The organism is Variovorax gossypii (assembly GCF_003965815.1).
Lineage (GTDB): Bacteria > Pseudomonadota > Gammaproteobacteria > Burkholderiales > Burkholderiaceae_C > Variovorax > Variovorax gossypii.
Genome location: NZ_RXOE01000002.1, coordinates 514650 through 528236, shown reverse-complemented (window position 1 = coordinate 528236; position 13587 = coordinate 514650). Strand labels below are relative to the sequence as shown.

The following is a 13587-nucleotide window of genomic DNA, read 5'->3' as shown; positions in this document are numbered from 1 at the left end:
ATGCGCTATCCCCTGCCCTACGCCTTCGCACGCAGCCAGCAGCTGTTGCTCGAGGAGACCGACGACGGCCGCTACACGCTGTGGATGTCGCCCAACCCGGCGCGCAGCGCGGTCGGCGAGGTTTCGCGCAAATATGGCGTGCAGGCCTTCGAGGTGCTGGCCGACGGCCCGCTGGCGCAGCGCATCAGCGCGGCCTACGCGCAGGGCGAGTCGAGCGCGGCGGCGGTGGTGAGCGAGGTCCAGAGCGACGCCGACCTCTCGCGCATGATGCAGGAGCTGCCGGCGGTCGAAGACCTGCTGGAAAGCGCGGGCGACGCGCCCATCATCCGCATGCTGAACGCGCTGCTCACGCAGGCCGCGCGCGACGGCGCGAGCGACATCCACATCGAACCCTACGAGCGCACTTCGTCCGTGCGCTTTCGCATCGACGGCACGCTGCGCGAGGTGGTGCAGCCCAACCGCGCGCTGCACGCGGCACTGATCTCGCGCCTGAAGATCATGGCCGACCTCGACATCTCCGAGAAGCGGCTGCCGCAGGACGGGCGCATCTCGCTGCGCATCGGCACGCGCGCGGTCGACGTGCGGGTGTCGACGCTGCCGAGCGCGCACGGCGAACGCGCCGTGCTGCGCCTGCTGGACAAGAGCGAATCGAAGCTCACGCTCGAATCGGTGGGCATGCAGGGCGACACGCTGGAGCGCTTCGAGAAGCTCATCGCGCAGCCGCACGGCATCATCCTCGTGACCGGCCCGACCGGCTCGGGCAAGACCACCACGCTGTACGCCGCGCTGGCCCGGCTCGACGCAAGCCGCAGCAACATCATGACGGTGGAAGACCCCATCGAGTACGAGCTGCCAGGCGTGGGCCAGACGCAGATCAACGCGAAGATCGAACTCACCTTCGCCAAGGCCCTGCGCGCCATCCTGCGGCAGGACCCGGATGTGATCATGATCGGCGAAATCCGCGACTTCGAAACCGCGCAGATCGCCATCCAGGCCTCGCTGACCGGCCACCTGGTGCTGGCCACGCTGCACACGAACGATTCGGTCAGCGCCGTCACGCGCCTGACCGACATGGGCGTCGAGCCCTTCCTGCTGAGCTCGTCGCTGCTGGGCGTGCTCGCCCAGCGCCTCGTGCGCAAGGTCTGCACCTCGTGCGGCGGCGCGGGCTGCGAAGCCTGCGGCCAGACCGGCTACCAGGGCCGCACTGGCATCTTCGAACTGCTGGTGGCGGACGACGAAGTGCAGGCGCTCATCCACGGCAAGGCTGCGGAAAGCCAGCTCTTCGAGGCCGGCGAACGCGGCGGCCTGCGCTCCATGCGCGAGGACGGCGAGCGACTGGTGCAGGCCGGCATCACCTCGCGCGCCGAGCTGCTGCGCGTCACCCGCGAGTAGCGAGCAAGAAAAAAAGAGATGCCCGCCTACGCATTCGAAGCCATCGACGCCAGCGGCCAGTCGCGCGAAGGCGTGCTGGAAGCCGACACCGCCCGCAGTGCGCGCAGCCTGCTGCGGGCGCAGGCGCTCATTCCGCTGTCAGTCAAGCCGGTGGGCAGCGAGCACGCCGGCGGTGCAGGCCAGCGCAGCGGCCTCGGACGATGGCTCGGCGGCGGCAAGCGCGTCTTCAATTCGACCGGCCTAGCTGTATGGACGCGACAGCTCGCGGGCCTCGTCTCGTCGGGCCTGCCGCTGGAACGCGCGCTCACCGCCCTCACCGACGAAGCCGAATCCGAGCAGCAGCGCAACCTAGTCGCCTCGCTGCGCGCCGAAGTCAACGCGGGCTCGCCGTTCGCGCGTGCGCTGTCGGCGCATCCGCGCGAGTTCTCGCCCATCTACACCGCCGTGATCGGCGCCGGCGAGCAGAGCGGCAACCTGGGCCTCGTGCTCGACCGCCTCGCCGACGACCTCGAGGAACGGCAGGCGCTGCAGCAGAAGCTGATCGGTGCGGCGCTGTACCCGGCCATCGTCACGCTGGTTGCGATCGTGATCGTGATCTTCCTCGTGAGCTACGTGGTGCCGCAGGTGGCGCAGGTGTTCGCGGGCACCAAGCGCTCGCTGCCCTTCCTCACCACCGTGATGCTTTCGCTGAGCGCCGGCGTGCGCAACTACGGCTGGTGGATGCTGGCCGGCGTGGTGCTCGCCGCCATCGGCACGCGGCTCGCGCTGGCGCAGGAAGCGCTGCGCCTGAAGTTCGACGCGGCCTGGCTCAAGCTGCCGCTGGTGGGCAAGCTCTCGCGCGGCTACAACGCGGCACGCTTCGCGAGCACGCTCGCCATGCTGGCCACGGCCGGCGTTCCGATCCTGCGCGCGCTGCAGGCTGCTTCCGAGACGCTGGGCAACCGCGCGATGCGCGCCGACGCGCTCGACGCGCTGGTGCTGGTGCGCGAGGGTGCGCCGCTGGCTTCGGCGCTGGCGCAGAAGAAACGCTTTCCCGGGCTGGTGTCGATGTTCGCCCGGCTCGGCGAGCAGACCGGCACGCTGCCGCTGATGCTGCAGCGCGCCGCCAACCAGCTCGGCGCCGAAGTGCAGCGCCGCGCGATGCACCTCGCCACCATCCTCGAGCCGCTCCTGATCGTGGCGATGGGCGGCGTGGTGATGCTGATCGTGCTGGCCGTGATGCTGCCTATCATCCAGCTGAACCAGTTCGTCAAGTGACGACGGTCGGCCCGCAGAGCAGGACGCACGCAACATGCCCGTAACCCTCGAAGACAAGCTCGTGGTCGCGATCTCCTCGCGCGCCCTGTTCAACCTCGAAGAAGAAAACAAGGTCTTCGAGGCCGGCGACAACGAGGGCTACATGAAGCTGCAGCTCGACCGCATCGACGTGCCGGCCGCGCCCGGCATCGCCTATTCGCTGATCCGCAAGCTGCTGCGCTTCAACGACGACGGCGTGCAGCGCGTGGAGGTGGTGATCCTCTCGCGCAACGACCCGGTCTCGGGCATGCGCATCTTCAAGTCGAGCGCGGCTGCCGACATCCGGCTTCAGCGCGGCGTTTTCACCCAGGGCCGCCCGCCCTTCGGCTACCTGCGCCCGCTGCGCGCGCACCTGTTCCTGTCGGTCAACGCGCAGGACGTGCGCGAAGCGCTCAACGCCGGCTTTCCGGCGGCTCGCGTGCTGGTCGAATCGGTGAAGGCCAGCGACGCATGGCCGAACGAAGTGCGCATCGCTTTCGACGGCGACGCGGTGCTGTTCTCCGACGAGGCCGAGCGTGTGTTCCAGGCCGAGGGCCTCGACGCTTTCCAGGCGCACGAAACCAGCAAGGCCGACCTGCCCCTGCCCGAAGGCCCGTTCAAGCCGCTGCTGATGGCATTGCACCGCCTGCAGATGGCCGGCAACGCACAGATGCGCATCCGCACCGCGCTGGTCACCGCGCGCAGCGCGCCGGCGCACGAGCGCGCCATCCGCACGCTGATGAAGTGGAACATCCGCGTCGACGAGGCCATGTTCCTCGGCGGCCTGCCCAAGGGCGAGTTCCTGCGCGAGTTCGAGCCTGATTTCTTCTTCGACGACCAGACGGGGCATGTGGATGCGGCCTCGCGGCATGTGCCTGCGGGGCATGTGAGCAGCGGGATCAGCAACGAGTCCTGAGCCGGCGCACGAGCGCGTGCAACGCGCGCTTACATCCCTGACATCGCGGAATTCATCCCGACGTCATTGAGCCTTTCTAGCCTCTGCGGCACAACACCGAGAGAGGATCTCCCCATGCGACTCGTCACCTCGCGCGCGCGTCACGCCTGCGCGCTGTTCTTCGTTGCCTGTGTACTTTCCGCCTGCGGCGGAAGCGGTGGTGGCGGCGGTTTCGCCGGCCTGCCCGGCACGGTCACTCCGCCCACCACGACGCCCCCGCCGGACACCGGCGTCAAGCCCGAGAAACGCTGCGCACCCTGAGCGCCCGAAGAAACACGACAAGAAGCCTTCCCCATGAATTCACGCCGCAAGTTCCTCACGGGCACCGCCACCACCGGCGCCGCAGCCCTCGCACTCAGTGCGTTTCCGCCGAGCATCCGCCGCGCGCTCGCCATTCCGGCCAACAACAAGACCGGCACGATCAAGGACGTCGAGCACATCGTCATCCTGATGCAGGAGAACCGCTCCTTCGACCACTACTTCGGCATGCTGCCGGGCGTTCGCGGCTTCGGCGACCGCTTCACCGTTCCGCTGCCGGGCGGGCGCAACGTGTGGCAGCAGGGCGATGCCGACGGCAAGATCGTGCTGCCCTACCACCTCGACCAGACCAAGGGCAACGCGCAGCGTGTGAGCGGCACGCCGCACTCCTGGGGCGACAGCCAGGACGCCTGGGATAACGGCCGCATCTCCCAATGGGCGCGCCACAAGACGAGCGCGGCCATGGGCTACTTCAAGGAAGCCGAGGTGCCGTTCCAGTTCTCGCTGGCCAACGCCTTCACGCTGTGCGACAGCTACCACTGCGCGATGCACACCGGCACCGACGCCAATCGCTCCTTCCACCTGACCGGCACCAACGGGCCGACCGCCCAGGGCGTGGCCTACGTCACCAACGAATGGGACTGGCTCGACGGGCGCGCATCGGCGGTGAACACCGGCTACACGTGGAAGACCTACGCCGAGCGGCTCGAAGACGCCGGCGTGAGCTGGATCTGCTACCAGAACATGCCCGACGAATGGGGCGACAACATGCTCGGCGCCTTCCGCCAGTTCAGGCGTGCCAACCGGGCTTCGCCCTTTCCCGTCTCCAGCGGCGGCGAGCCCAACGTGCCCTATTCCGACAGCGGCCAGGCAGCGCCCTATCACGCCTACGACGCCGCCAGCGACAACCCGGGCAACCCGCTCTACAAGGGCATCGCCAACACCCTGCCGGGCAGCAAGCCGGAGGAATACCTCGACGCCTTCAGGCGCGACATCAAGGCCGGCCGCCTGCCGCAGGTGAGCTGGATCAACGCGCCCTCCGTCTATTGCGAGCACCCGGGCCCGTCGAGCCCTGTACAGGGCGCCTGGTTCCTGCAGGAAATCCTGGACGCGCTCACGGCCGTGCCCGAGGTCTGGAGCAAGACCGTGCTGCTGGTCAACTTCGACGAGAACGACGGCTACTTCGACCACGTGCCCTCGCCTTCCGCGCCTTCGGTCAACCCCGACAAGTCGAAGGCCGGCAAGACCACGCTCGTCGATGCCGACATGGCGCACGAGTACTTCACGCAACCGCCGCCGGAAGGCAGCACCTCGCAGCCCGCGCCCGACGGTCGCGTGTTCGGCCCCGGTCCGCGCGTGCCGCTGTACGTGCTTTCGCCGTGGAGCCGCGGTGGCTGGGTCAACTCGCAGGTGTTCGACCACACCTCGGTGCTGCGCTTCATCGAGGCGCGATTCGGCGTGAAGGAACCGAACATCTCGCCATTCCGCCGTGCGGTGTGCGGCGACCTCACGAGCGCCTTCAACTTCGCCACGCCCAACAGCGAGACTCTGCCCACGCTCACCGGCCGCAGGAACAGGACCGAGGCCGACAAGCTGCGCCTCGACCAGGAAGCGCTGACGCAGGTGCCGCTGCCGCCCGATCCGCAGTTGCCGCGCCAGCCCACCGGCACGCGGCCCTCGCGCGCGCTGCCCTACGAGCTGCACACCAGCGCCCTCGCCGATGCGGTCGGAGGAAAGCTCAAGCTGCTCTTCCTCAACACCGGCAAGGCCGCCGCCGTGTTCCACGTCTACGACAGGCTGCATCTCGACCGCCTGCCGCGCCGCTACATGCTCGAGGCCGGCAAGGCACTCGACGACAGTTGGGCCGCGATGGCCGACGACGCCGGTGCCTACGACCTGTGGGTGCTCGGCCCCAACGGCTTCCACCGCCATTTCAAGGGCAACCTCAACACCCTGCGCGCGGGTGGTGCGGCGCAGCCCGAGGTGCGCGTGTGCTACGACATCACCAACGGCAACGTCTACCTGAACATGCGCAACGACGGCAAGGCCGCGTGCAGGTTCACGATCACCGCCAAGGCCTACCGCAGCGACGGCCCCTGGACCGCGACCGTGAACGGCGGCGCCAACGCAGACCAGCCCTGGGATCTCGCAGCCAGCGGCCAGTGGTACGACTTCGCGGTCACCTGCGACGCCGACCCCGCCTACTACCGCCGCTTCGCCGGCCGCGTCGAAACCGGCAAGCACACGGTGAGCGACCCGGCCATGGGCTTGCCCGACCTCTGAACCCGCATGCATGATTCGCCCCGCGCCCCCAGCGGCGCGGGGGAAACATGCACGCCAAGGTCATTCGCTATTTCGTCGAGGTGGTTCGCGCGGGCTCGATCCGCAAGGCGGCCGAGCAGCTGCATGTGGTGCCCACGGCGGTCAACCGGCAGATCCTGAATCTCGAGGAGGAGCTGGGTGCCCCGCTCTTCGAGCGCATCCACAACACGCTGAAGCTCACGCCCGTGGGCGAGATCGTGCTGGCCCACGCGCGCGGCACGCTGCACGAGTTCGACCTGGTGCGCCAGCGTATCGAGGCCGTGCGCGGGCTGCGCCAGGGCGAGGTCACGCTAGCCACCACGGCGGGCCTGGCCGACTCCTTCCTTCCCGCCGTGGTGCAGCGCTTTCGCGAGGCGCACCCCGGCATCCAGCTCAAGCTGCTCGGCCTGCCGATCGCGGCGGTGCTGCGCAGCGTGAGCGAGGGTGATGCCGACCTGGCGCTGGCCTACGACGTGCCCGGCACCGCCGGCTTTCGCACGCTGTTCGCCAGCGAGTGGCCGATCGGCGCGGTGGTGCCGCCCGGCCATCCGCTGACCGCGCATGCGACGACGGTGCTGGCCGAGTGCGTCGGCTATCCGCTGATCCTGCCGGCGCCTTCGCTGTCGATCCGGCCCATCCTCGATGCGGCCTTCGGGCTCTCGGGGGTCAGCGCCTCGCCGGTCGTCGAAACCACATCCACCGCGCTCATGCGCCGGCTGGTGCGCCAGGGCGGCGGCATCACGCTGCTCAACCGGCTCGACGTCGACGAGGATCGGCAGGAGGGCTCGCTGGTCTTCGTTCCGTTGCGCGACGCCGCGCTGCGCGCCCAGACACTCACGCTCGAGACCCGCGCCTCGCAGCCTCCGAGCCCCGCGGCCGAGCTGTTCGCGAACCACCTGGTGGCCTGCCTCGACGAGCTGCTGGCGTCCTGATTTCGTCGCCGGAGGTCGTCCACTTTTTGTGCACAGGGCGGGTCATTTATTGACTTTGCGCGTGCGAATGCATCGCTCCTAGACTGCCGCGCCGGTTCATCGGCAGGAAAGAAAGGTCCACATGCTTTCGAACGATAAAAAGACCCCCGCAGGAGACGGCGAAGGGGTCGACCAGAAGCTTCCCCTCGGCCGCTGCGGTGCGCTGAGCCTGCAGCACGTGCTCGTGATGTACGCGGGCACGGTGGCGGTGCCGCTCATCGTGGGCGGCGCGCTCGGCCTCTCCAAGGCCGACATCGCCTTCCTCATCAACGCAGACCTGTTCGCCGCGGGCATCGCCACGCTGGTGCAGGCCATCGGCTTCTGGCGCTTCGGCATTCGCATGCCGGTGATGATGGGCGTGACCTTCGCGGCGGTCGGCCCGATGATCGCCATCGGCATCGACCCCTCGCTGGGCCTGCCCGCGATCTACGGCGCCACCATCGTGGCGGGGGTGTTCGGCATGCTGGTTGCGCCATTGATGGGGCGGGTGCTGGGCGTGTTTCCTCCGCTGGTGACGGGCACGGTCATCACGCTGATCGGCGTGTCGCTCATGGGCGTGGCCATCAACTGGGCCGCGGGCGGGCAGCCCACCGCGACCCGCATGGTCGACGGCGTGGCGCATGCGGTGGCCAATCCCGCCTACGGCGAGCCGGTGAACCTGGCGATCGCGGCGGCCGTGCTGCTGGTGATCATCGCGATCACGCGCTTCGGCAAAGGCCTGGTCGCCAACATCGCGGTGCTGCTGGGCATCGTCTTCGGCGTCGGCCTGTCGCTGACGCTCGGGCGCATGCACTTCGACGGGCTGGCCGAGGCAAGCTGGGTCGCGGTGACCACGCCCTTTCACTTCGGCATGCCGCGCTTCGAGCTCACGGCCATCGCCTCGATGTGCATCGTGATGCTGATCACGCTGGTCGAATCCACCGGCATGTTCCTCGCGCTCGGCGAGATCACAGGCCGCAAGGTGGGCACCGATGCGCTGACGCGCGGCCTGCGCGCCGACGGCCTGGGCACGGTGATCGGTGGCGTGTTCAACACATTCCCGTACACCTCGTTCTCGCAGAACGTGGGGCTGGTGACGGTGACCGGCGTGCGCTCGCGCTACGTGGCGGCCGGCGGCGGCGTGCTGCTCATCGCGCTCGCGCTCTTCCCGAAAATCGCGCATATCGTGGCCTCGGTGCCGCAGTTCGTGCTCGGCGGCGCGGGCATCGTGATGTTCGGCATGGTGGCGGCCACGGGCGTGCGCATCCTCGGCGAGATCGACCATTCGCAGAACCGCCATGCGCTGTACGTGATCGCGATCTCCATCGGCCTGGGGCTGATCCCCACGCTGTCGCCGAACTTCTTCCAGCACTTTCCGGCCTGGACGCATCCGCTGACGCACAGCGGCATCGTGCTCGGCACCTGCGCCGCGGTGCTGCTCAATCTTTTCTACAACGGCGTGCTGTCGAGGGAGCGATCCTTCACACTGGCGGCGCGCACCTCGCATGGGACCGAATGACATCATGAACACTTCCACCGCCACCACGCCCTCCCCGCTGCGCATCGTCCGGCACGCCGACGTGCTGGTCACCATGGACGCGGCGCGACGCGAGATCCGCGACGGCGCGGTGGTGATGCAAGGGCCCGCCATCGCCTGGGTCGGCGAGACCGCGCAGTTGCCGGCGGTGTATCTCGACGCCCTGCGCGAAGGCCGCGCCGAGGCCATCGACATGCACGGCCACGTCGTGATGCCCGGCCTGGTCAACACGCACCACCACATGTACCAGAGCCTCACGCGCGCGGTGCCCGAAGCGCAGGACGCCGAGCTCTTCGGCTGGCTCACCAACCTGTACCTGCTGTGGGCGCGCCTCACGCCCGAGATGATCCGCGTATCGACGCAGACCGCGATGGCCGAGCTGATGCTCTCTGGCTGCACCACCACCAGCGACCATCTCTACCTGTTTCCCAACGGCTCGCGGCTCGACGACTCCATCGAGGCGGCCGACGCAATGGGAATGCGCTTCCACGCGGCGCGCGGCAGCATGAGCGTGGGCCGCAGCGCCGGCGGCCTGCCGCCCGACGAGGTGGTGGAGACCGAGGAAGCGATCCTGCGCGACAGCGAACGGCTCATCGACCGCTGGCACGACGCTTCGCGCCATTCGATGCGCCGCATCGTGCTCGCGCCCTGCTCGCCGTTCTCGGTGTCGCGCGACCTGATGCGCCTGTCGGCCGAACTCGCGCGCGAGCGCGGCGTGTCGCTGCACACGCACCTGGCCGAGAACGACAACGACGTGGCCTATTCACGCGAGAAGTTCGGCATGACGCCGGCCGAGTACGCCGAAGACCTGGGCTGGGTCGGCCGCGACGTGTGGCACGCGCACTGCGTGAAGCTCGACGAAGCTGGTATCGCGCTCTTCGGCCGCACCGGCACCGGCGTTGCGCACTGCCCCTGCTCCAACATGCGGCTGGCCTCGGGCATCGCGCCCATCGGTACGATGCGCCGCGCGGGCGTGCCCGTGGGGCTGGGCGTGGACGGCAGCGCGTCGAACGACGGCGCGCACATGCTGGGAGAGGCGCGGCAGGCGATGCTGCTGCAGCGCGTGGGCTACGGCCCGGCCGCGATGACTGCGCGCGAGGCACTCGAAATCGCCACGCTGGGCGGTGCACAAGTGCTGGGCCGCGACGACATCGGCTCAATCGCGCCCGGCATGTCGGCGGACATCGTGGCCTTCGACATGCGCGGCGTCGCGCACGCGGGCGCGGGGCACGACCCGGTGGCTGCGCTGGTGTTCTGCACGCCGGCATCGGTGTCGCTGAGCGTGATCGGTGGCACGGTCCGCATCCGCAATGGCGAATTCACCGGGCTCGAGCTGTCGCCGCTGCTGGCAAGGCACCGTGACCTGGCGCACACGCTGTACGAAGCCGCGCGTCATCCGCATACCGCCGCCTGACTGCATCCTGACCCGCTTCCGGCGCGGTTGCTGTGCACCTTCGAGGTAGGCAGCAACCCTGATTGCCAACGCCGGAGCCCCTCCGCAGAATCCGGCCACAAATAGAACGAGCGTTCGATTTTGTGGCCGACCACCCCGTCGGCCTTCCCAAGATTCATAACGACAGGGAACTCCCCGATGAAGCGCAGAGACATCCTCAAATGGTCCGCCTCGGCGGGCGGCCTGAGCCTGCTGGCCGGCAAGACTTCCACCGCCTCGGCCGCGCTGCCGGTGCTCAAGCCCACGCTGCCGCAGAAGATCGATCCGATCAGCGCCACGCTGCGGCGGCTCGAGCTGGTGGGGCGGCAGGCGACCTATCTCTGGACCGAATCGCACATCAACCTGGCCGGCGTGCCGATGGGCGCTGTGGTGCCCGCGACCGAGCTGCCGGCGCTGGAGCACCAGCTCAAGACGATCGCGAAGGCGCTGGAAGCCGTCACCAATTTCGCGGCTTCGTTCGCCACCAGCGCGCTGGCCTCGGGCAGCCTGCAGTCGCTCGACAACCTGCGCACGCGGCTCGCGAGCCTGCAGGCCAGCTTCGACCAGCTGCTGGCCGCCAACGGCGGGCTGTCGACGCTGCCGGCCGCGGTGCTGGCGCTGCTGGGCACGCTCACCGGCACGGCGGGCGACATCGCCACGCAGCTCAAGCAGATCCACCACGACCTGCTGTCGCAGGGCCCGTTGGGCGCACTGAACGGTCCGAAGACGGTGGCTCAATACGACGCCCTCTTCGTCACCATCGAGAAGCCCGCCATCGCGCAACTGCTGCACGACAACGACCTGTTCGCCGCCATGCGCGTGTCGGGGCCCAACCCGATGCTGATCCAGCGCGCGAGCGCGCTGCCGGCGAAGTTCCCGCTGGGCGACGCGCAATACCGGCAGGTGATGGGCGCGGGCGACAGCCTCGCCGACGCTGCCGCCTCGGGCCGGCTCTACATCCTCGACTACGAAGGCCTGGGCGACATGGCGCCCGCCGGCCCGCAGATCAAGCCGCTCACGGGCACGGGCTACATCCACGCGCCCATCGCGCTGTTCGCGCGGCCGAAGACCGGCCGCTCGCTGGTACCGGTCGCCATTCAATGCGGGCAGGACCCGGCCGCGAACGCGATCCTCCTGCGCGTGGACGACACGGCCAACGCAGAGGCGTACTGGGCCTGGCAATCGGCCAAGACCGTGGTGCAGGTGGCCGACTTCAACTACCACGAGATGTTCGTGCACCTGGGTCGCACGCACCTGTTGTCGGAAGCCTTCGCGATGGCCACGCAGCGCCAGCTTGCGACCGCGCATCCGCTGAGCCGGCTGCTGTCGCCGCACCTGGAAGGCGCGATGTTCATCAACGAGGCCGCGACGCTGATCATCATGGCGCCGCTGACCACGGGCGACGTGATCCTCGCCGCGCCCATCGAGACGCTGCAGCAGCAGTGCGGCCGCGACCGGCTGGCCTACGACTTCTACGACCGCATGATGCTGCCCAACGACCTGCGCACGCGCGGCGTGGACGATGCGACCGCGCTGCCCGACTACCCGTACCGCGACGACGCACTGCTGGTGTGGAACGCGATCGCGCAGTGGGTGGGCGACTACGTCGGCACCTACTACCTGAGCGACGCCGACGTGACCGGCGACTACGAGCTCAAGGCCTGGGCCACCGAGCTGGCCACCAGCGGCAAGGTGCACGGCTTCCGCGCGATCACCACGCGCGCGCAGCTGATCGACGTGCTCACTGCCATCATCTTCAACGCCAGCGCGCAGCACGCGGCGGTGAACTTCCCGCAGTATTCGGTGATGACCTATGCGCCCTTCAGCGCGGGCACCGAAGGCACGCCGGCGCCGACGAGCAGCACCGGGCAGAACGAGGCGAGCTGGTCGCAGATGCTGCCCTCGCGGCTGGCGGCGCAGGAGCAGATCCTGCTGTTCCACATCCTCGGCGGCGTGTACTACCGGCCGCTGGGCGAATACAAGGACAACGTGTTCCCGCACCTGCCGGTGCTGCTGGACCCTGCCATCGCGGGGCAAGGCGGGCCGCTGGAGCGCTTCCGCAATGCGCTCGCCGGCATCGAGGCCACCATCGGCCAGCGGAACGCCACGCGTGCGCGGCCCTACGAACATCTGCTGCCGAGCCGGATTCCCTCCAGCACGAACATCTGATCGATCGGTCGATCAGCGCCGCATCGTGTCGAGCTGCGTGACCGGCGCGCTGTCGTTGCCCCAGGAGCCGCGCACGTAGGTGAGCACGGCTGCTACCTCGGCCGCGTCCAGCGTCTGGCCGAAGGGCGGCATGCCGTAGGGGCGTGGGTTGCCCGAAGTCGAAGGCAGGAAGCCGCCGTGCGAGATCACCTGGATCAGGTTGGTGGGCCGCGCCATGTTCACGGCGCGATTGCCCGCCAACGGCGGATAGGCGCCCGCCGCGCCCTGCCCCTGGTCGCCATGGCAGTAGGCGCAGCGCTGGTCGTAGATCTTCGCGCCGCGCGCCATGGAGCCGGCGTCGCGGCGGATCGGGGCCTTCGCTGCTGCGACGGCCGGGGCTTCGGCCTTCGGCGCGTCAGGCAGATCCTTGAGGTAGTTCGCCATCGCTGTCAGGTCGGCCTCGCTCAGGTACTGCGTGCTGCGGAACACCACGTCGGCCATCGGCCCCATGACCGATCCGCGTGGCGCAGTGCCGTTCTTGAGCAGAGCCACCACATCGGCAGCGGGCCAGTCGGCCACGCCGGCTTCATGCGGATCGGTGAGCGATGGCGCATACCAGTTCTCGACGGCGATGAGGCCGCCCGACAGCCCCAGCTTCGTCTCGGTCGCGCCCAGCGAGTTGCGGCTGCCGTGGCAGGCGATGCAATGGCCGAGGCCGTTGACCAGGTAGGCGCCCCGGTTCCATTCGGCGGGCTTGCCGGCATTGGCGACGAAGGGCTCGGGCTTGAAAGAGAGCGCGCGCCACACGGCCAGCGCCGCCTGCGTGTCGTAGGGAAAGCGCAGCCGGTGCGCCCTGTTGGGCTCCGGCGCCGGCGGCACGCTGCGCAGGTAGGCGTAGATCGCGTCGGAGTCCTCGCGCGTCACCTGCGTGAAGCTGGGGTATGGGAACGCCGGATACAGCAGCCGCCCGTCCTTGCTGCGGCCGTTGTGCATCGCGCGCCAGAAATGCGCGCTGCTCCAGCTGCCGATGCCGGCCTTGTCGTCGGGCGTGAGATTGCTCGAATAGACGGTGCCGAAGGGCGTGTCGATCGGCATGCCGCCCGCGTAGGGCTCGCCGCCGCGCGTGGTGTGGCAGCCCGCGCAGTTGCCGGCCAGCGCGAGGTAGCGCCCGCGCTCGACGAGTTGCGGCGTGGACTGGAAGGCTTCGGCCTGCGCGGGCAACGGGTCTTCGCCGCGCAGGTTCATCGCCACGATGCCGCCGGCGGCAGCGGCGCCGAGCACGACGAGCGCGAGCAGCGTCCAGGCGAGGTGTCGCAGTTTCATGATGGGCGCGGCTCCG

Annotated in this window: 10 protein-coding genes; 9 read left to right on the top strand and 1 reads right to left on the bottom strand. The window is 69.1% G+C overall.

Going from position 1 to position 13587, the window contains the following annotated elements; genetic code table 11:
• From EJP69_RS10120 to EJP69_RS10080, 9 genes are all read left to right on the top strand, one after another.
• The gene (locus EJP69_RS10120; protein WP_093197221.1) at positions 1 to 1392 is read left to right on the top strand and encodes a GspE/PulE family protein; all 1392 of its coding nucleotides are present in this window, start codon (positions 1 to 3) and stop codon (positions 1390 to 1392) included.
• Positions 1393 to 1410: 18 nt separating this feature from the next.
• Positions 1411 to 2649: a type II secretion system inner membrane protein GspF gene (gene gspF, locus EJP69_RS10115; protein ID WP_093196654.1), complete on the top strand. Its 1239-nt coding sequence runs from the start codon at positions 1411 to 1413 to the stop codon at positions 2647 to 2649.
• Between the two features lie 34 nt (positions 2650 to 2683).
• The gene (locus EJP69_RS10110; protein ID WP_126469825.1) at positions 2684 to 3583 is read left to right on the top strand and encodes a 5'-nucleotidase; all 900 of its coding nucleotides are present in this window, start codon (positions 2684 to 2686) and stop codon (positions 3581 to 3583) included.
• 114 nt (positions 3584 to 3697) lie between these two features.
• Positions 3698 to 3883, top strand: coding sequence for a hypothetical protein (locus EJP69_RS10105; RefSeq protein ID WP_126469823.1), 186 nt, complete (start codon positions 3698 to 3700; stop codon positions 3881 to 3883).
• A gap of 33 nt (positions 3884 to 3916) precedes the next feature.
• The gene (locus EJP69_RS10100) at positions 3917 to 6163 is read left to right on the top strand and encodes a phosphocholine-specific phospholipase C (protein ID WP_126469821.1); all 2247 of its coding nucleotides are present in this window, start codon (positions 3917 to 3919) and stop codon (positions 6161 to 6163) included.
• A gap of 47 nt (positions 6164 to 6210) precedes the next feature.
• Positions 6211 to 7113, top strand: coding sequence for a LysR substrate-binding domain-containing protein (locus tag EJP69_RS10095; RefSeq protein ID WP_126469819.1), 903 nt, complete (start codon positions 6211 to 6213; stop codon positions 7111 to 7113).
• A gap of 121 nt (positions 7114 to 7234) precedes the next feature.
• Positions 7235 to 8650 carry a nucleobase:cation symporter-2 family protein gene (locus EJP69_RS10090; RefSeq protein ID WP_126469817.1) on the top strand — a complete coding sequence of 472 codons (1416 nt, stop codon included), beginning with the start codon at positions 7235 to 7237 and terminating at the stop codon, positions 8648 to 8650.
• 4 nt (positions 8651 to 8654) lie between these two features.
• Positions 8655 to 10082, top strand: coding sequence for an 8-oxoguanine deaminase (locus tag EJP69_RS10085; protein WP_126469816.1), 1428 nt, complete (start codon positions 8655 to 8657; stop codon positions 10080 to 10082).
• Between the two features lie 177 nt (positions 10083 to 10259).
• Positions 10260 to 12269 carry a lipoxygenase family protein gene (locus EJP69_RS10080; protein WP_126469814.1) on the top strand — a complete coding sequence of 670 codons (2010 nt, stop codon included), beginning with the start codon at positions 10260 to 10262 and terminating at the stop codon, positions 12267 to 12269.
• A gap of 12 nt (positions 12270 to 12281) precedes the next feature.
• Here the strand turns inward: EJP69_RS10080 and EJP69_RS10075 are convergent, their stop codons facing one another.
• A complete protein-coding gene (locus EJP69_RS10075; protein ID WP_126469812.1) occupies positions 12282 to 13571 on the bottom strand; it encodes a c-type cytochrome in 1290 nt (429 codons plus the stop codon).
• Between the last annotated feature and the right edge of the window lie 16 nt (positions 13572 to 13587).